The 18,341-nt window shown below is 47.0% G+C and carries 20 protein-coding genes; 1 reads left to right on the forward strand and 19 read right to left on the reverse strand.

The window, feature by feature from the left end:
- Positions 1–14: 14 nt before the first annotated feature.
- The 10 genes from DWZ61_RS06190 to DWZ61_RS06235 form a co-directional block, all read right to left on the reverse strand.
- Positions 15–281 (reverse strand): HPr family phosphocarrier protein, encoded by a 267-nt coding sequence (locus tag DWZ61_RS06190; RefSeq protein WP_118537800.1) that lies wholly within the window; start codon positions 279–281, stop codon positions 15–17.
- Complete coding sequence (ascB, locus tag DWZ61_RS06195; protein ID WP_118537801.1) at positions 278–1,780, reverse strand: 6-phospho-beta-glucosidase; 1,503 nt, start codon at positions 1,778–1,780, stop codon at positions 278–280. The genes DWZ61_RS06190 and ascB overlap by 4 nt, the downstream gene beginning before the upstream one ends.
- A complete protein-coding gene (locus DWZ61_RS06200; protein WP_118537802.1) occupies positions 1,780–3,072 on the reverse strand; it encodes a PTS transporter subunit EIIC in 1,293 nt (430 codons plus the stop codon). The genes ascB and DWZ61_RS06200 overlap by 1 nt, the downstream gene beginning before the upstream one ends.
- Positions 3,073–3,121: 49 nt before the next feature.
- Positions 3,122–3,421 carry a PTS sugar transporter subunit IIB gene (locus DWZ61_RS06205; RefSeq protein WP_118537803.1) on the reverse strand — a complete coding sequence of 100 codons (300 nt, stop codon included), beginning with the start codon at positions 3,419–3,421 and terminating at the stop codon, positions 3,122–3,124.
- Between the two features lie 21 nt (positions 3,422–3,442).
- Positions 3,443–3,760, reverse strand: coding sequence for a PTS lactose/cellobiose transporter subunit IIA (locus DWZ61_RS06210; RefSeq protein ID WP_118503411.1), 318 nt, complete (start codon positions 3,758–3,760; stop codon positions 3,443–3,445).
- 17 nt (positions 3,761–3,777) lie between these two features.
- Complete coding sequence (locus tag DWZ61_RS06215) at positions 3,778–6,315, reverse strand: PRD domain-containing protein (RefSeq protein ID WP_182427021.1); 2,538 nt, start codon at positions 6,313–6,315, stop codon at positions 3,778–3,780.
- A gap of 284 nt (positions 6,316–6,599) precedes the next feature.
- The gene (locus tag DWZ61_RS06220; RefSeq protein ID WP_243026364.1) at positions 6,600–8,342 is read right to left on the reverse strand and encodes a M56 family metallopeptidase; all 1,743 of its coding nucleotides are present in this window, start codon (positions 8,340–8,342) and stop codon (positions 6,600–6,602) included.
- On the reverse strand, positions 8,339–8,707 hold the full coding sequence (locus tag DWZ61_RS06225; RefSeq protein ID WP_118537805.1) for a BlaI/MecI/CopY family transcriptional regulator: 369 nt from the start codon (positions 8,705–8,707) through the stop codon (positions 8,339–8,341). Before DWZ61_RS06225 ends, DWZ61_RS06220 begins: the two co-directional genes overlap by 4 nt.
- 137 nt (positions 8,708–8,844) lie before the next feature.
- Complete coding sequence (locus DWZ61_RS06230) at positions 8,845–9,843, reverse strand: hypothetical protein (RefSeq protein ID WP_118537806.1); 999 nt, start codon at positions 9,841–9,843, stop codon at positions 8,845–8,847.
- Positions 9,840–10,373 carry a sigma-70 family RNA polymerase sigma factor gene (locus tag DWZ61_RS06235; RefSeq protein ID WP_118537807.1) on the reverse strand — a complete coding sequence of 178 codons (534 nt, stop codon included), beginning with the start codon at positions 10,371–10,373 and terminating at the stop codon, positions 9,840–9,842. Before DWZ61_RS06235 ends, DWZ61_RS06230 begins: the two co-directional genes overlap by 4 nt.
- A gap of 354 nt (positions 10,374–10,727) precedes the next feature.
- On the opposite strand from DWZ61_RS06235, the gene DWZ61_RS20155 reads away from it, so the two are divergent.
- Positions 10,728–10,820, forward strand: a complete 93-nt coding sequence (locus DWZ61_RS20155; RefSeq protein WP_227061454.1) for a putative holin-like toxin — start codon at positions 10,728–10,730, stop codon at positions 10,818–10,820.
- Between the two features lie 157 nt (positions 10,821–10,977).
- Here the strand turns inward: DWZ61_RS20155 and DWZ61_RS06240 are convergent, their stop codons facing one another.
- The 9 genes from DWZ61_RS06240 to DWZ61_RS06280 all read right to left on the reverse strand — a co-directional run bounded on the left by DWZ61_RS06240 (position 10,978) and on the right by DWZ61_RS06280 (position 18,208).
- A complete protein-coding gene (locus DWZ61_RS06240; RefSeq protein ID WP_118503401.1) occupies positions 10,978–11,778 on the reverse strand; it encodes an SDR family oxidoreductase in 801 nt (266 codons plus the stop codon).
- Positions 11,779–11,953: 175 nt separating this feature from the next.
- Complete coding sequence (locus DWZ61_RS06245; protein WP_118537808.1) at positions 11,954–12,319, reverse strand: hypothetical protein; 366 nt, start codon at positions 12,317–12,319, stop codon at positions 11,954–11,956.
- Positions 12,309–12,857 carry a phosphohydrolase gene (locus DWZ61_RS06250; protein ID WP_118537809.1) on the reverse strand — a complete coding sequence of 183 codons (549 nt, stop codon included), beginning with the start codon at positions 12,855–12,857 and terminating at the stop codon, positions 12,309–12,311. The genes DWZ61_RS06245 and DWZ61_RS06250 overlap by 11 nt, the downstream gene beginning before the upstream one ends.
- A gap of 12 nt (positions 12,858–12,869) precedes the next feature.
- Positions 12,870–14,309 (reverse strand): M20/M25/M40 family metallo-hydrolase, encoded by a 1,440-nt coding sequence (locus DWZ61_RS06255; protein ID WP_118537810.1) that lies wholly within the window; start codon positions 14,307–14,309, stop codon positions 12,870–12,872.
- A gap of 98 nt (positions 14,310–14,407) precedes the next feature.
- The gene (locus DWZ61_RS06260) at positions 14,408–15,214 is read right to left on the reverse strand and encodes a hypothetical protein (RefSeq protein ID WP_118537811.1); all 807 of its coding nucleotides are present in this window, start codon (positions 15,212–15,214) and stop codon (positions 14,408–14,410) included.
- Positions 15,215–15,278: 64 nt separating this feature from the next.
- Positions 15,279–16,025, reverse strand: a complete 747-nt coding sequence (locus tag DWZ61_RS06265; protein ID WP_118537812.1) for a DUF5058 family protein — start codon at positions 16,023–16,025, stop codon at positions 15,279–15,281.
- The gene (locus DWZ61_RS06270; protein WP_118537813.1) at positions 16,013–16,972 is read right to left on the reverse strand and encodes a GTP-binding protein; all 960 of its coding nucleotides are present in this window, start codon (positions 16,970–16,972) and stop codon (positions 16,013–16,015) included. The genes DWZ61_RS06265 and DWZ61_RS06270 overlap by 13 nt, the downstream gene beginning before the upstream one ends.
- Before the next feature lie 46 nt (positions 16,973–17,018).
- Positions 17,019–17,516, reverse strand: a complete 498-nt coding sequence (locus DWZ61_RS06275; RefSeq protein WP_243026365.1) for a GNAT family N-acetyltransferase — start codon at positions 17,514–17,516, stop codon at positions 17,019–17,021.
- A gap of 17 nt (positions 17,517–17,533) precedes the next feature.
- Positions 17,534–18,208 carry a DNA alkylation repair protein gene (locus DWZ61_RS06280; protein ID WP_022312344.1) on the reverse strand — a complete coding sequence of 225 codons (675 nt, stop codon included), beginning with the start codon at positions 18,206–18,208 and terminating at the stop codon, positions 17,534–17,536.
- Between the last annotated feature and the right edge of the window lie 133 nt (positions 18,209–18,341).

Here is an 18,341-nt window from a genome sequence, read left to right on the forward strand (position 1 = left end):
CACATTTACCGCCTTTATTCTCCAAATCCGCTTTCCACCAAGGCTGCAAGAGACGCTGCCGCCTGCTCTTCATCTGTGCCTTCCGCAGCAATCTCTATTTTGGTTCCCTGTCCGATTCCTTCCGCCAGAATCCGTACAACGGATTTTGCATTCACTGGTACTCCGTTTTCCCTGCAAATCGTAATCTTGCTTTCATATTTTTTGGCTTCCAGTACAAAATCAGAAGCCGGTCTGGCATGCAGTCCTGTCTTATTCACAATCTCAACCTGTTTTTTTGTCATAATTTATCCTCTTTTTTATTCGTGGAAAGTACGCTGGCTCCGTTCGTCCTGATGCACTCCCGATACCAGGCAAAGGAATCTTTTTTCTTTCGTTCCAAGGTTCCTTTTCCTTTATCGTCTTTGTCCACATAGATAAAGCCATAGCGTTTTTTCATTTCACCGGTGCTTGCACTGATCAAATCGATACATCCCCACGGAGTGTATCCCAGTAACTCCACACCATCATTTACTGCTTCCCACATCTGTCTGATATGTTCGCTTAAATAAGCAATCCGGTAATCATCATGAATCTGTCCGTCTTCTGTCACACGATCCACCGCTCCCAGTCCGTTCTCTACGACCATCAGCGGAATCTGATATCTGCCGTACAGTTCATTCAGGAGGTAACGTAATCCCTTAGGATCAATGATCCATCCCCATTCGCTTGCTTCCAGATAGGGATTCGGCACACCAAGCATCATATTCCCCGCCGTCTGTATCACTTTCGGATCTGCCGTGGCACAACGGGAACTGTAATAACTGAAGCTTAAGAAATCCACTTTTCCATTCTTCAATATTTCATCATCCCCGGCCTCTTTTCGGATCTGTACCCCATTTTCCCTAAAAAAGCGTTCCGCAAAATAAGGATATGCTCCTCTTACGCACACATCTCCGCACAACCAGTTGCTGCGTTCCATCTGTGCCTGTGCTTCCAATACATCTTCCGGACTACAAGTATATGGATATACACCGGCCGCAGACAGCATACATCCCACTTTATTTTCGGGATTGATCTCGTGTGCCATTTTTACTGCCTGTGCACCGGCCAGAAACTGATGATGCAATGCAGTAAATCTGCGACTCTTTTCTGCCACAGTCTCGGGGGATCCCAGTCGTTTTCTCCCGAACAAGTCTTCTCCGTCCTCGGGTAAAATGCCCCCTGCAAGGAGCGTTCCGAAACGGCTGACCAGTGTATTCATTTCATTAAATGTCAGCCAGTAATGAACCAGATCCTGATACTCTCTGAATACCGTCTCACAATACCGCAGGAAAAATGCAATCGTCTGTCGGTTGGTCCAGCCGCCGTAATGTTCGCACAGATAATAAGGCATTTCATAATGAGACAAGGTAACTAACGGTTCTATTCCGTATTTTTTACAGGTTTCAAATACTTTCCTGTAATACGCAATCCCGGCACGATTGGGCGATATCTCATCACCTTTGGGAAAAATACGGGTCCATGCAATCGAAATCCGGAATACTTTAAATCCCATTTCCGCAAATAGTGCAATGTCCTCCTCATATCTGTGATAGAAATCTATAGCTTCGTGACTTGGATAGTTCTCCTCAGGGCGGATCTGTTCCGTGAATCGCCGCGGGGACGTTTTTGTCCCCGCAGTAATGTGATCCGCTACAGAATCTCCTTTCCCGTCCGCCTGCCAGGCACCTTCTGCCTGATTGGCTGCCACGGCACCGCCCCATAGAAATCCCGGTGGAAATATTTTCTGCTTTTCTTCCATTATTTTTCTTCCTTTGCCTGTGCTTCTTTTGCTACCAGTTCCTTTTCATATACTTTGAAGAACGGCCAATAGCATGCAAACGCTACCGCAAATGCAATCACCGGAATAAAGATATTGGTCCAGGACAAAGTCGTCAGATACTGTGCAAATCCAACCGGAAGGTTCGCCGTAATGGAAATGTAAGCCGGTTTGAAAAATCCTATCATATATCCAAAATAACAGATGATCATGGTAATTACAGGGTTCAGGATAAAGGGAATGCACATGATCGGATTATACATAATAGGATAACCGAAGATCACAGGCTCGTTAATATTAAACAGACCGGGCACGATTGCTGCCTTGCTGACTGCTTTCAGCTGTTCGGATTTCGAGAATAATCCCATCACGCAGAGCGCCAGTGTATTGCCGGTTCCGCCACAGCAATTGATAATACCGAATAACGCGATTGGCATAAATACAAGCGCCTGACCGGCCTCATGATTGGCATAGTTGGTTGCATAATACTGCATTAACGGTGCTGCGATTGCCGCATATACCGCCACTGTTCCATGTACACCCATTGTCCATAACAGACTGGCAATGATTACGATAATAATAATTCCGGGAACACTTGTCAGTGCTGCCAGCGGCATTCCCAGCAGACCGGTAATAAGTACCGGAAGCGCTGTCTGTGTCAATGCCACACAGCCATAACCCAATACCGTCCAGATAATCGCATTTACTACCAGAGGGATCAGAGAACGGAAGGTATCCTGCAGAAATTCCGGAACCGCATCCGGCATCTTGATAACCAGATGATGCTTTTCAAAAAAATGTGTCAATTGTACGCTGGTCAGCGCTACAATAATGGCTACAAACATACCCTTCGCATCAAGCGCCATGGTATCCATTCCGGTAAAAGTTCCGCCCGCTTCCCCGGCCAGATCTACTGTTTTGATCGGCGCGGCTGCAATCAAAAAGATCAGAATCGAATTCAGTCCTGCCATCAGCGCCTGCATTTTTAAAGACTTTGCATAAGAATAGGCAATGGTAAAAGCTACATACAGCGAAATAAATCCCATAGACACCTTATACGGCACCATAAGTGCACTATAGATTCCGGAACTCTGATCGATAATACCGATCGTCTGTAATATGACTGCCAGTAATTGGAATACCGCTCCCAACAATATTACACCCATTACCATCATCATACCGGAGGAAATCGCCTGTATTCCCTTATTTCCCACTACTTTTTCCCCTGCTTTTTTCACCCATTGCATAGGCTTGCTTTCATAAAAATTTGCCATACCTTTACTCCTTCCCTGTTGAAATACCTTCTTTTTACGTTTTGCAGACTTATTGATACAAGTCTTCCACCTGCTTCATAATATTGGCCACATTACCGATTGCATAATCATATGCCGGAATCACCGCAATAGGTTTTTGCGTATTTTGCTCGATCTCACCCTTTTTATAAGATACCTGCGGTCCCAACAGAATGACATCATAATTTTTGTACACATCTTCATATGCTGACATTCCCACTGCTTCGATCTTCAGAGAAATTCCCTGTTCCTCTGCATATTTTTCCATCTTACGCATCAGAATTCCGGTAGACATCCCACCTGCGCAGATCAATAATACTTTTCGTTCCATACGATTCCTCCTTGCTTTTCCCTACTTTTGATATAAAACGATCATTTCCCGGATCAAATCCAGTGCCAGTGCACTTCCCATCAGATGATCCTGCGCATGACACAATAAAATACTTACCTGCGTCACTTCTCCGGACGCATCCATTTTCAACAGTTCTCTGTGAGATTCATGTGCTGTTTGAAGACTCTCTTCTGCCTCCTTCAGAAGTTTCTCTGCGTCTTCGAAATTTCCTTTTTTCGCCTCCTGCAGTGCAGCGAAGGCATCTGATCTTGCCTGTCCGGAATTGGCTATGATCATCATCGCGATTTCTTCCAGCTTTTCCTGCATATTTTCTTCCATTTTGTAACCTCCTGTTCTTAGAGCTGATATATGATCGTCAGAATATTTGCTATCTCATCATCATTGATAATGACATGAAATGTCTTTTCCAACGGTTTTACTATTTTAAGCAGTTTTTTAAATTCCTTGTCATATTGAAGCAATATTGCTGCTTTTCTGGGATTTGTGGCAACTTCCTGTTTTGCAAGCAGCCTGTCAATACAACAGGAAATATGAATCAGCAAGCCGGCTTCCGCATCCAAAGATAACTCCATAAACGCCGAATTGATTTCTTTCATAATATCCGGCAGTATTTTTCTCAGCTTTTCAATATCGGTGTGTGTCAGCTGTTCTCCCAGATATGCAAACATTGCATCATAATCTATCTTTGCTTTTGCCTCTTTTTCCAGTCGGAGCAATCTTGGAAGACTCTCTTTTCTGGCTCCGAATACTTCACTGATCGGCAGGAAGGGAATTGCAAACATTCCCGGATCATAGGTTCCCACAATGCACTGAACCACTCCCGTGGTCATCAGGTGTTTCAGGTTATCACGCAACAGTTCTTTTTCTGTAACCGACATCGGGATCACCTCTGTATCTTCCAACTGTCCATATTTTTCGATGTAACGTTTCAGTTCCTCTGCCCCGCCTTTCCCGGTGGTACAGAGCGTTACAATGTATTTTCTGTAACAGTCCAGACCATCTATACTCTCCACTGTGCTTTGCAATATCTTGTCGGGATCATTTTCTGTAAGGGTCCGCCTTGCAAGCTCAATTCCAAGTGTAGTTACCGGAACTCTGACCTGCCGGATTGGAATTTCCAGTTCATTTTCTATCTCCAGAAGCATTTCTCCCAAAAAACTACTATCATAGATGACCAGAATTCCCTTGCCCTGCTGCACTTTTTTCAGAAAATTTCTCAGTGTCCCATATACCTCTGCGGAGGCTCTCTCACTGGTAATTTCATAAGAAAAAATATTATCCAGCTTTGTCATGTTACTGACCGTCTGTGCTATGGAGGAAGCTATTCCCACACCGTAGAATGCAAATATCAATACCGGTCTTGCATTTTCCGTCTTTTCCTCATTTTGATAGCACAAAAACATTGTGAGAAGTAAGATTTCTTCCATGGACAATTCCACTGCGTATTCTGCTTTGATCTGTTCTGCAAGTTCTTCGCTTAGCAGATATTCTGCTCTGTGATATACCAGTATTTCTGCAATACTTTCTTTGTCCGGAGCACTTTTTTCTCTTTTTCCCGTAATCACTGCATTGAGATGAAGGCACAGCCCATATAGTACAGACGGAGAGAAATTACGTTTCAGCTGTTCCTTTGCCTTTTGCAAAAATGCTTCCACAATATTGATCAGCTTTTCTTCCACCAGGATTTCCAACTGTTTTTTATCCGTCACATCCTGTATCAGGGCTTTCCGATATTTATCAAAAGTCCTTTCTACCTCCATGCTCAGCAAAAGGTTGATCTCTTCCTCCTCTATTCCTGTCTCCTTTAATGCTGCTGCCTTCCGGCTGATTCTGTCATATAGTGTTCCGTCTTCCGGCCTGCTGACCCGGATTTCTTTTCCGCTGAACGTGAATCTCTGTTCAAAATCGATCAACTCCTCTGCTTCTCTCCGGTACTTTAACATGCCTTTGCGCACATTATTGGAAAAATCGCTGATAAATAATGAAATATCTCCTGTTTTCCCATATTCTCTCACATAGGCATTGGCGCAGCCGATCTTGATATCTCCTTTGAGCTGATAATAATTTGCTTCACACTCATAGAAAAGCAGGCATGTCATCAAATCTCCTCTGACGATCAGTGGTCTCTGTATCCGCACAGCCTCTTTGGAAAAAAGGTGTTTTATCATTTCCATCCGTTCCCTCAGCGGCCGCTCCGACAATGTCGGTAACTGTAACTGTACTGAAAATTCTGCCAGGAACTCATCCGACAGCTGTTCTTTGTCTGTACAGCTTACCGCCACCGCATATTTTCTGGATGGTGACTGCAGATACTCCAGCACCCTTTTTCTGGCTCTCGGGCTTAAAAACTGAATATTATCGAAAAATACAAAGCCCTGCTCCGACTGTTTCCAGCTGTCATCCGACTCAGCACTGACTTCTCCGCCTGCTGCATAATCGTGGCAATCGATGTGAAGAAACGGAGCATTTTCCGGCAGAATCTTCTGTTCCACCGCAAAACGGTACATTCTTTGTGCCAAGCGGCTCTTACCGGTTCCACGGGCTCCCACCAATAACGTATTGAGACTTCGCTGTGGATAGAGTACTGCTGCCTTTGCCAGCTGAATGGTCTGCCTCAGACTTCCGTCCGCTCCGATCAAATCAGAAAAGCATTCTTCCAATGTGCTTTCTTCTCTTCCAACCTTATAGAGAACCGGTCTGCCGTTACATTTTTGTATCCTGCCTTCCTGTACCAGAAGATTCAGTATGCTGCTTACATTCGTTCGCTGTAGTTCCATGGCATCCGCTATGTATGCGGTGGATATTCCTCTGTCTGCCTTTTCATCTGCATGAAGTCTGATAAAGTCATATACCTTTTCTTTGTTTGATTTCATAGGGTGCATCTCCTTTTCAACGTTTGCATCTATGTGTATATCCAAAGAAAATTATACACTCTATACAATATGCAATCTATCATTTTCCGAATATTTCGTCAAAAGAAGTTGTGTATCTGTTTTTGTCATAAAAAATATATTTGTTCATTGATTTTGATGATTTTTATTATGATTTTTTGGTACTTTTTTACAGAACCATAAAAAGAATCCGGATGAAGGATCATTCGGATTCTTTTTAGTGTATATGATTTTATTTTGTTTTTGAGAAGTGTATAAGTTTTTTGTTATGGTGTTGTGAATTCTATCGGCTGCGCATCTTTTCCATACGCATCCCATGCCTGCAGATACTCCTCCTCAGTACTTTCCACACTCTGTCCCCGGCTGTCCAGACGATAATAGGTTTCATTGCCGTTCTCGTCAAAGTTTTCTGTATTGGAACCGGTCAGTACCAGCTGTCCGGTCGCGGTATCAAGGTTGTACACTTCGATGCTGTGTCCGGAGGTCACGTAGAACCCAGACATTCCGACGCAGATCGGATATGCGGTTCCCTCACTTAGGAGCTCGCCGATCTGCACCGGTGTTCCATCCTCTCCGACGCCGTAGACATCACAGTACATGGCATAGGTATGCTCTCCGTCCTGATAAATCCCATCCGACAATAACAACAGAGTCGTATCACCAAGCTTTACCTGCGCATACGCTGCATCTTCCTTTCCCGTTACAAAACCGGCGGTTGCACCGTCCTGCATATTCATCCATGTCGTAGTATTACCATTCTGCATTGGAATCCAGTCGGCAGAATTTTCCGCTGCCTGTTTCTCCTGCTCTGCCGCACTTGCTTCCTTCACCGCCTCTGCCTGTTCTCTCTGTTTATCCAGTGCCTCCTGCAATGCGGCGTCCGTCTCCTGTTGTGCATTGACTTCGTCTGCGCTTGCGACATTCCCGGCATCCACACCGTTTTCGCTCTTTCCGGCCTCATTCGTCAGCAGGATTGTGGTTGTCGTCCCCTGCTTTGGATTCGTCAGAAAACATACCGCTACGATCACACAGACCACCACAGCGGCAAGCACCACCCAAAAGGTCGGCTTCTTATAATTCAATATCTCTTTCACTCTCTTTTTCACCCCTGCTTCCCCAAAGGCCAACGGGCATACCGTCACCAGCCGCCTTTGCATACTACAGGAAAGCAGTGCATAGGAATAGTCTTTTCGCTCCTGAGGATTCAGCTTCTTCACCGCGCTCTCATCGCATGCCAGTTCCAGATCGCTGCAGAACAGGATGTACGCTGCCCAGACAAAAGGGTTGAACCAGTGAATCGCTAAGATCAGAAATCCGAGCGGCTTCCACCACTGGTCGCCCCGTTTCAGATGCGCCTGCTCATGAGCAATGACGTAAGGGTACTGCGCTTCGTCCATGCTGGAGGACAGATAGATCTTCGGCTTATGCAGTCCCAGGATAAAAGGAGATTTTACCTCATCACAGATCCACAGGTTCTCCCTCAGCCACATAGCTTCCGCTACCTGCCTCCGCACCCTGACGTAACTGTATACCGCATAACCTGTAAAAAGGATCACACCTGCCAGCCAGAGAATGGTGAATGCAGATAATAGCCGTTCCGGTATCCTCCACACTCCTATTCCAAATGCTCCCATTCCACTTCCGGTAATTCCGAACACTCCGCCCATGCCGGATCCGGCTGCGCCCATGCTGCCGTCTAAAGCTGTCTGGGAAATATTGTTGGAAAAATTAGTCCCGCTTTGCAGCGTATCAGCCCGGAACGCATTTCCTGCCGAATTGCCTATCATATTTCCGTACAAATAGCCCGACAATATCGGCAGCTTCGGCATCAGACTGAACCGGCTCTCCGGCACAAAAGGGCACACCAGCCGCAGTCCCACAAGCCCCCACAGCACAAGATTCACCCACTTCGGTGCCCGTTTCAGCAAAAGTCTGAACACCATTACGATAGGGATCATCCATGCCGCGACAATACTCATCTGTAATACATCTGAAAATATGCGGCTCATCCTTTTCCCCCTTCTGCCTCATCGATCATCTTACGGATCTTCGCAGCTTCTTCCGCGGTCAGCGCACGATCTTTCGTAAATGCGGCAAGGAACGCAGGCAATGACCCCTCAAAGGTGTCTTCCACAAACTGTCTGCTCTGCATCGCATAGAACTCATCCCTGGAGATCAGGGAAGTCACCGTTCCGTTGTCATTGCGAAACAGCCCCTTATCGCACAGTCTGCGCAGCACATTATGCGCCGTGGTGCGCTTCCAGTGAAATGCTTCCTCCGTCAGCTTCACCAGCTCCGAAGAAGACACCGGTTCGTGCTCCCAGATGATATCCGCATACCGCGCCTCGACCACACCTAACTGAATCTCTGCCATGTTGTTTCCTCCTACTACTGTTTTCCTGATGACATCAATTTTGATATTTCACGTTTACTTTTGCAAAAGTATAGAGACCACATGTTGTGGTCTAACTACAGACTACAACATGTGGTCTCTATTGTCAAGTATCTTTTCTATTGCAAATGATATGTCTGTGGCCATCCTGCCCGTTTTCCGCACTCGATCTCCCGGCCGATCCTTTCAAAGATATATTGGTTTTTGTGCTCCAGATCGATCAGCTGCAGCAGTTCCTCATCCGTCAGCTCACGCTCCGGCTCATAGAACATCGCATCACTGATGCAATAGGCAAGCTCCTGTCCATCGTATTCTTCCGGATCAGTTATGACCTTAATGGGTGACTCTGTATAGGCATTTTCCACTTCATACTTTTCCGTCCATTGCTCATAGCGGCTCTGTTCCTCTGCTGTCAGGTTACGACTGTCTGTTCCCCATACATCTACTGGTGCAGAAGCCAGTAAGGCATATAATTCATCAATCTCCGCATCCGTCATCTGTTCATATCTGTCAAAATAGGAAACCTCGGAATACTTCTGCTGCCATAGTTTTTCCCGAAGGCTGTAGTCCAGTTTATGCAGATACTCTATAATCTCCAGCCACTCTTCCTCTGTGAGCACAGTATCCGGCAGATAGATCAGACAACCGTATTCTTCTCCGGGAGTACTTCGGACTGCCACACCAGTGCCGGAATAGTTCTCGTCTTCGGCTAGTTCCCGGATCTGTCCCGCCGGATATTTGCCGTCCGCTTCGTATTCTCTTGTCAGCTGCTCATAAATGGTCCGTTCTCTCGCTGTCAACTCTCTACTGAATTCTGCTGTGACATTGCCCTGCTCCGCTACCATCTCCAAATGCCCCAACTCCTCGGTACCAATGTCTGTCATGCGTTCCGCCATGTACCTACGGTAACCAACGATTCCGACGGCAGCGGCCGAGACAGCTGTGGCGGAAAGTATTACTACCGCCAACAGGATGCCTGCTGCCCGGGGAAAGCTTCTGACTCTCCTGCCCGCAGGACTCTCCTGCGACGCCTGTTGTCTGATCTGTGCATAGGCTGCATCTGCCCGCTCCAACACGATCTGTGGAAGTTCTATTTCTATTTCCTGTATTCGTCTCATTTTCTTCCGCCTCCTTCCTCTGTCTCCGCATAATACTTTGCCAACTGCTCCCGTCCTCTGGCAAGCCTTGTGCGTACCGTACTGTCCGGCAGCTGCAACAGCTTTCCAATCTCTGCTGTCCGCAGTCCGTCCGCATAGAACAGCACCACGATCAGACGATATTTTTCATCCAGTCCCCGCAGGGCTTCCTTCCATTCCAGATTGGCCTCCGCCTCTACTGTACTCCCCGTTTCCTGCTCTGGCAATTCCTCCACGCAGACCATCCGCCTCCCCAGGCGCAGAATATCCTTGCATTTATTGATCAGAATACGGATCATCCAGGTCTTGAAATACCGATTTTTCTGCAACGTGTCTATTTTCTCCCAACAGGTGAGAATCGTCTCCTGCATGGCGTCCGCAATATCCGCATCCTGCGACAGGATTGCACTGGCCGTACGGTACATATCCCGTTCATGAAGCTGCATCAGCTCCGTGAAAGCATCCGGATTCCGCTTCTTCGACCTGCGCACTAGTTGTTCTACCTCTCCCATATGCCTCGTCCTTTCTTCCTCATAAGTATACGTCTTATGACTATTAGACGGAAGAGCACATGGAAATGTCCCGGGGATAAATACCAAAATCAAATTCCTACTTTAGAAAAAACTTTTCAGCCTGTTACGAGGCAAAGCTCTTTTTTTGCTACATATAGTCCGTATAATTTTCTTTTTATTCCTCTGACTACTAAATATGGTATTGTGCACTTTTTTGTTGTGGAATTATATACGAAATATTAGAATTGAAACGCCTTCACACGCATGATACACTTCTTGAGAAGCAACCGTGTTACAAGGTGATAGCCTCCCGGCTTATAGCTTTTAATGAGAAGGGAGGTGGTGCTAATGAATATGTATGAAGTATTAAACCTGTTATTTTTAGGTGGTACATTTCTCATTGCGCTGCTTGCCTACATAGACAGTAGGATAAACAAGCGAAAATAAATAAACCTACCTTGTCACTTGGCCAGTACAGGTAGGTTTACTAAACAATTACCGGGAGGCTAACCACTTGTGGGCGGTTGCTTCTCTTTATGTCTTGATTATAATATCTTTCTTTCTTTCTTTCAAGCCTTAGTTTTAAAAATTATTTTCTCACCACTTACGGTCTCTGTCCCATAGCGCCTTCCAGTGTCAGGGTCTCACCGCTCATATACTTGAAGTCGGGAGAAGCCAACTGTACGCAGACGCGGCCGATCTCCTTCTCCACGTCGCCGTAATGTCCCATAGGAGGCATCTTGACATTTGCCTTGAAAGCATCGGGATATGCCTGCTCGAATTTCTCCAGCTGTGCGGTCCATGCCAGAGGACATACAACGTTGACATTGATGCCATCGGGACCCCACTCGGTAGCTGCGACTCTGGTCAGTCCGCGGATACCTTCCTTGGCTGCCGCATAAGCGCACTGTCCGAAATTACCGAAGAGACCTGCTCCGGAGGCAAAGTTAATAACAGAACCCTTGGTCTCCTTCAGATAAGGATAGCAAGCCTTCATATAGTAGAATGCTGCATACAGACCGGAATATACCGCCAGATCAAACTGCTCGGTGGTATGATCTGCGATGGTTACGCCAGAAGCGGAAGCCTGCGCATTGTTGATCAGTACATCAATTCTGCCAAAAGTATCAATGGCCTGCTTCACCACATTCTGTACGATCGCTTCATTGTCCGAACCGGCGCTGACATCCGCCTGCACAGGAAGTACTTTGATCCCATACTTTTTCTCCAGTTCTTCCTTCGCGTCGGTCAGCTTCTGAACATTACGTCCGGTCAGCACCAGATTGGCACCTTCCTTTGCATAAGCGGTTGCAATACCGTAACCAATGGATCCGCACTCTCCGTTACTCAATACCGCTCTTCCTCCACCGGTGATGATTGCTGTCTTTCCTGTTAAAAATCCCATAAATAACCTCCCTTTCCAATCTGACGATCTGCTATTCTAAAATATACCATGCCTTCCGGAACATATGTCATTGATTTCTATTTATGATACAAGTCCATGTAAGCACTTACATTTATTATAGCACACTTGTCAGACTTTTCCACAACTTTTTTCACATATTCAGTATTTATTCCCACTACTTGAGAAAAATACTCACCAATATCCCCACGATTCCGCCAATAATCAGCGTAGCCGGCACACCGTAAGCATCTTTTTTTGCCAGCCGCTCCCACTCGATACGTGTGGGGGTCATTTTCGTATGGCTCATGCTCTGATAGCAGAGGTAAATATGTTTCCAATGGCACAGGTAGCCCACCAGATTATAGATGCCATCCAGCAATATACCCAGTGCCAGAACGCACAGCATGGTATTTCTATCCCGGAACAGTTCCGCCAGCAGTCCAGCCAGCAGAATCAGTACCGGATAGACATAACGATCCAGATATGCCAGGACACACATCACTGTGACTGAACTGTGCTTTGGCTTCTTGTCAACGATCACTTCCGTACACCCCCAGCCGTTCTGCCTCCTGCAAGAACCGGATCTCGATCTCTCCCGGTGTATGCTCCGCCAGATCCGGTACCGACAATAACTTCGGTACCTCTCGGTTCTCTTCTCCGTGAAGCAGCGTCTTCAGTTCCAGTTCCAGGATCTCATCATCAATCTGCTTCCAACGACAGCTCTCTTCTTCCGTCAGGTCATCCAGTCCGAAATGCGTGAGGATCGTTCCCATAATCTTACTTTCAATTTCCAGATAATTGGACAGGTATATCTTCACCGGGCGAATAATATCAGAAATATATCCCTCACTGGCATCATGAAGCAGACAGGCGAGCTGCTGCCTCTCCGACCACCCTCTGGCTTTCGCTTCCGCAGCACAGTTGAGAGAATGCTGTCCCACCGAATAAAAATAGGTCAGCTGTCCACCGCCCCGACACAGTAAGCTCAGCGCATGAGCGATATCCTCAATATATACATCCCCCGGTGTCATCTGCATGGGATCAAACTTTCTGCCAGAATATGTAGTCATGGTGTTCATAAGTGTCGCTCCTTATTTCTCCGCGCGGATCAGGTTCTTATAGAATCTGACAGCTCCGGGCAGACAATTATACTCAATATTTTCGTTCAATCCATGCATTCCCTTCATCTGCTCCGGTCCATAGATCACCGGTGCAAAACGGATACAGCTCTTACAGATAGGCTGATAGAACTGTGCATCTGTCGCGCCTGTCATAACATAAGGGCTGGAAGGCAGTCCCGGGAAAGTATCTGCGATGGTCTGCTCCACCAGATGGAATGCTTCTCCGTGAATATCCACAGGCGGCGTATAATCATTGGCATGCAGCACTTCGGTCTCCAGACCGTATTTGTCTGCCACTTTTTTGATGATCTCCAGGCTCTCTTTCTCTCCCTGATGGGGAATAAAACGCATGTTGGCACCCACATAAGCCTCCTGGGGCAGCACATTATAGGCATCGGATCCCTTCTGTACCGTAAACGCTATCGTGGTCTTTAACATCGCTCCTGCCTGTGCACTGAGTGATGGCATCACCGCTTTTAATAAGGGGCCAAACAGCCACAGATTTCCAAATACCAGTTTCATTCCAAACCCGGCATAAGGCGCCAGTGCTGTGAACATGGCGGATACCTCCGGCAGCATCTTTTTCCGGAACGGTGAATGCGTCTCCACTTCATTGACGAATGCCGACAATCTGGCGATAGGGGTTCCCTTTACCGGTGTGCTGGCATGGCCGCCGTTGCTCCTTGCGGTAAATTTCACATCCGCCTTGCCTTTTTCAAATACTCCCACCATGGCAAAATTACCGTGGATTCCACCGATGGGCTCCGTGATGATACCACCGCCCTCATCACATACCAGGAACAGTTCAATCCCCCTGCGCTGCAGCTCCGCTACGATCTTCGGTGCACCGTCCCCACCCCACTCTTCCGTACAGGAACTTGCCAGATAGACATCAGTGGGTGGTACGAAGCCCTCTGCCAACAATTCTTCCACTGCCTGGAAAAATGCCATCACAGAGCATTTGGTATCGGACGCGCCTCGCCCCCATACCTTTCCTTCCGCAATATCTCCGGAAAAAGGTGCATGGGTCCACTCACCCTCCGCCGGCACTACGTCCTGATGGCTCATGAGCAGGATCGGCTTCTCAGAGCTTTTTCCCTTCCAGTAAAATAACAGGTTGCCGTCAATCTCTGTCTTTTCCAGTTTCTCATGTACCAAAGGAAACAATTCCTCCAACACTTTGTGGAACCCCAGGAACTTCTCCACCTCTGCCACATTGGCATGGGAGGTGGTATCATACTGGATCATTTTGGAAAGTTTCTGTGCCAGTGCCAGGGATTCCTCCTCCGGTTCCTCTGCCACGTAGGAAGAAGTCTTCCCAGGCATCAGTAAGGTACGGATCACCGCGATCAGTAACAACAATATAATTGCAATGATCACTGCCAGTAAAATGAAACCTATATATTTCATATTTCCTCTTTTCCGGGCGCTTCCTTCTATTACTCACATAACCTGACAGGTTTGGCCCTTTTTCCATTCATCTGTTTTCTGTTCGTATAGCCTTCTGACTATTCATCCCCGGTATTTACACTATTGGGGTCAGCTTTTGTCTGTTCCGGATTCTGTGTATTCTTTTTCCGGAACAGCAGATATGCCACACCGATGGCAATAGCGCCGGAAGGAACGATCATAAAGCTGGTAGATCCGATCAGGGACGGCACCAGAATAAACAGCAGACTCATAAGGATCAGCGGCAATGCAGCGATCTTCATATTTTTCCGGTAATATTTATAAGCCATGGCTCCGAACAGCGCCGGAACCACATTTTCAAAGGCCGGCTGCAACACCTCACTCTGCAAAACGGGCTGCAGGGGCACCATCAGCAATACTCCCAGTGCCAGTACCAGGATCGTCACCAGAGAAGAGGTAGCAATAGAGATTGTGGAAATGATCTCATTCTCCGGGGTTCCTGTCTTGGCTCCCACCATATCTCTGGCATTGACGGCACAGGGAATCTTCATATTGATCAGATTACCGGTGATAAAGGCCAGATATCCACCACCGGCTCCCAGCATCGGCGTATAGATCAAAAACTCCGCGATGCTGCTGACCAGCCATACGATTCCCACAGAGAGAAACCCCTTGCCGACAGCCCCCAGATCCGGATACGCACCTAAAAGCTTACCGATGAGAAACGGTGCTCCCACTAACATTACTAATGTGACAATGCTGACTGTCCGTCCGATGATATGTGTTTTCTTCGTATAGATCTGCCAGGTATCCGAAGTCTGCCCGGTCTGCTCCTTTGTTGCTTCTACATTATTCAGTTCCTTATTATCTATTGTCATGCTATCCGTTTTCATATTAAGCTCCATTCCGCAGACGATTCCTTCCGTTGGAGGAATTGCGAATCAAATTTTAAGGTTGTCACGTCAGCCTTTACAGCAATCCCACCAGTACGGCTGCTGTCATGCCGATGATCATGCTTCCGGCAATGGAAAAGCTGTCCACCCAGGCTTTTCCTTTTTTCTCAATGAGGTATACAAATCCTGCCATCACCAGTGCCGATACCGCCATTACCACTAACGGAATGTAATCTCCGTGAAACGTAAACAATCCGTTCTCCGATACAAAACCGCCGAGATATCTTCCGATGTAGGTGCTGACCAGTCCGATGAACATGGCAGTCATTGCCATATCTCCGAAGCCCGGCTTGCCGGATTTTTTATTCGAGGTCAGCTTCTGTGTATATTTTTTATTCAGGAAAATGGACAATGTCATTCCCCAGATAATGCAGATACTCATGAGCAGTGCAATCGTGGAAAATGCCTGCGGTGTCATTTCCGCAGCAGACAATGTATCCATTCCCACCTGCTCCGCTGCTGCCTGTGCCACCTGGGTCTCATAATGCAGGGCACCGATCACGGATAATCGAAGCCACGGCCAGGGCGTTCCCAGACTTCCCGACAGGGCGATGACACCTAACAGAATCCCCACACTGGGCAACAGGGAAAAGGTCGCACTGGAGATAATTGTACGCTTCATTTTCGTGGTATCCATACCGAGTGCCTGCCCGGCGCAGTAAGCCCTCACCAGAAAAATCACACAGACCACCGCCACAAAAGCAATGATACCTCCACAGATCAGGTACATCGGTACACTGTTTAACTGGCTTAAGATTGACATGTCTCTTCCTCCTTCAGAATCTCTCTGATTTTATCTTCCTGTAAATACTCTCCGATGACGATCAGCACCTCCTGCCCCACTGCGACAGACTGCATCGTATGACTGTCCTGTGTAGCATTCAATTCCATCCATTGTCCTGCTCCGTTTTTCACGAAACCCTTGATCCGGAATACTTCTCCGCAGGACTTTTCGACAAACAGTCTGGGTACTGCCCGTTCCAGAGCCTCCGAGGTAATCTTCTCTTCCATGAAAAATAAAGAGTCGAAACTCTGCTCATTCTCTAAATCCATCTTACGGTAACTTTCCAGACGATAACCGCATTTGGATACTTCCTCTAAATCTTCTTTTGTCAGATCCGTGAGATTTTTCTGTAAGATATCTTTCTCAGGGTCGATTCTCCGGTCGCAGCGGATCTGTTCCAGTGCCCGGTTGAGATGTGCCACCGTGTCCTCACACTGTTCCCTGGTGGCTGCATCCGCATGGCTCAGAATCACTTTTCCGGCATTGGCAGCCTCCGATGCCAGCAGATAGTCTGCCTGCTGTGAAAGATTTTTCTCCAGTCTCGCATCCAGTATGGCGATGACATTGCCGATCTCATACCACTGATCCAGAGGATCCTCCCGCAGCACATCAAAAAATTCATCTACATCGTAGATTCCAGACGGCTCCACCAGTACTCTGTCGTAACCGCACATCCGCATGGAAATCAGCTTCGTGCGGAAACGTCTTCTGTGGCTCTCCGCATCACATCCTCCGGCGATCATTTCCAGTTCACACTGGTCTCCCCGCAGTTCATGGAGCATCAGCATATCCACGTTGATGGCACCGAAATCATTTTCCAGAATACCGATATGCAGTCCCTGATCCATCAGATATTCCGCATATTTTTTCAGAAAAGTAGTCTTTCCGGATCCCAGGAAGCCTGTGATTAGATCGATCGTTACCATATATCGTCTTTCCTCTCTGTTTCATTGATTTGCATAGTGATCACTTCTATAATTCTTTCTCATAACACCAGTAGGAATGTCCGAAAAGCTCACATTCCCCTGCTGTGGTAAAATGCAATTTTTCATAAGAACGCAGGGCTTTCACGTTGTCCTTTGCCACTAATATGTGTGCCGCCTTATAACCCTGTGATTTCAATTCCGCCATAGCTTCCCGCAACAGGATCCTGGCAATACCGTGATTCTGATATTCTGCTGCCACTCCCAGTCTGGACAGTTCTGCCACCGGGGTAAGGTCCTCTGACCAACAGGACAGTGCCTCCACTTCCGGGTCATCGTCTATGGAGATTGTGCCCATCAAGCGTCCCGAGGGCTTCTCCCGCAGACAGAACAGTGCATCCCTGGACAGGTCAAATTCCACTTCCCGTTCCGTTGGGTAATTTTCTGTCCAGACACAATATTCGGTTCCGATCAGTGACTGGTATAATTGCAGAATTTCTTCCGCTTCTTCTCGTTTTGCCTTGCGAAATTCCATGTTATCATTCATGCTGTCCTATCCTCCGTTTACACCTTCAGTGTCTTCAAATATTCCTTCTGCTCCGGTGTGATCCGGTAGCTTTCCCGTGCTTTTTGTATGGTCTTATTATGTGTCCATGGATTCAGGCGCTTCTCTTCGATATAGCTGACGGCAGCATCCCACTGTTTTGCCAGTGCCGTGGCATAGAACCAGGCAATCATCATGTTCACATAATATTCTTCGGAATGCACCTCTGCCGGGATCTCCAGATATTCCACCCGGAAATCCTCATCCAAGAAATGCGTCATCAGCATTTCCATTCCAAAGCGGCAGGTGTAGGGGTGGTCCGAAGCTGTCCATTCTTTTATTTTTTTGATTAATCTGTCTCTGTTTTTCTTAAACACCTTCGGAGAAAAAATATCACACACTGCCCAGTTATCCACATGGGGCAGGAAACGTTCCACCTCTTTTACACAGGTGTCGTAATCTTTTATCTCCGCCACCAGCAAGGCATGCAGAATATTCTCATCGTAATAAGTATGCGGCAGTTGCATCAAAAACGCTGCACTCTCCGGATCCTTGGCATATTCTTTTGCTAGCTTCCGTATAGCCGGCGTGCGGACGCCAATAATCGTCTCCGCCGGGATCGTCGGGATCAGCTTGCTCTGAAAATCACGGTAACCTTTATCTTGCACTTGAAACAATAATCCCTGTGCTTTCATACAATTCTCTCCCCAATTCCTGCTTTTCTGTTTATTGTAACACAAGCTATATGTATATGCAAAACAGTCATGCATGTAACTGGAAAGTTAGTTAAATACATTGGCAAAATCCACGAACTCCCGGAGCATGCGA

Source organism: Clostridium sp. AF34-10BH (genome assembly GCF_003478095.1).
GTDB lineage: Bacteria > Bacillota > Clostridia > Lachnospirales > Lachnospiraceae > Acetatifactor > Acetatifactor acetigignens.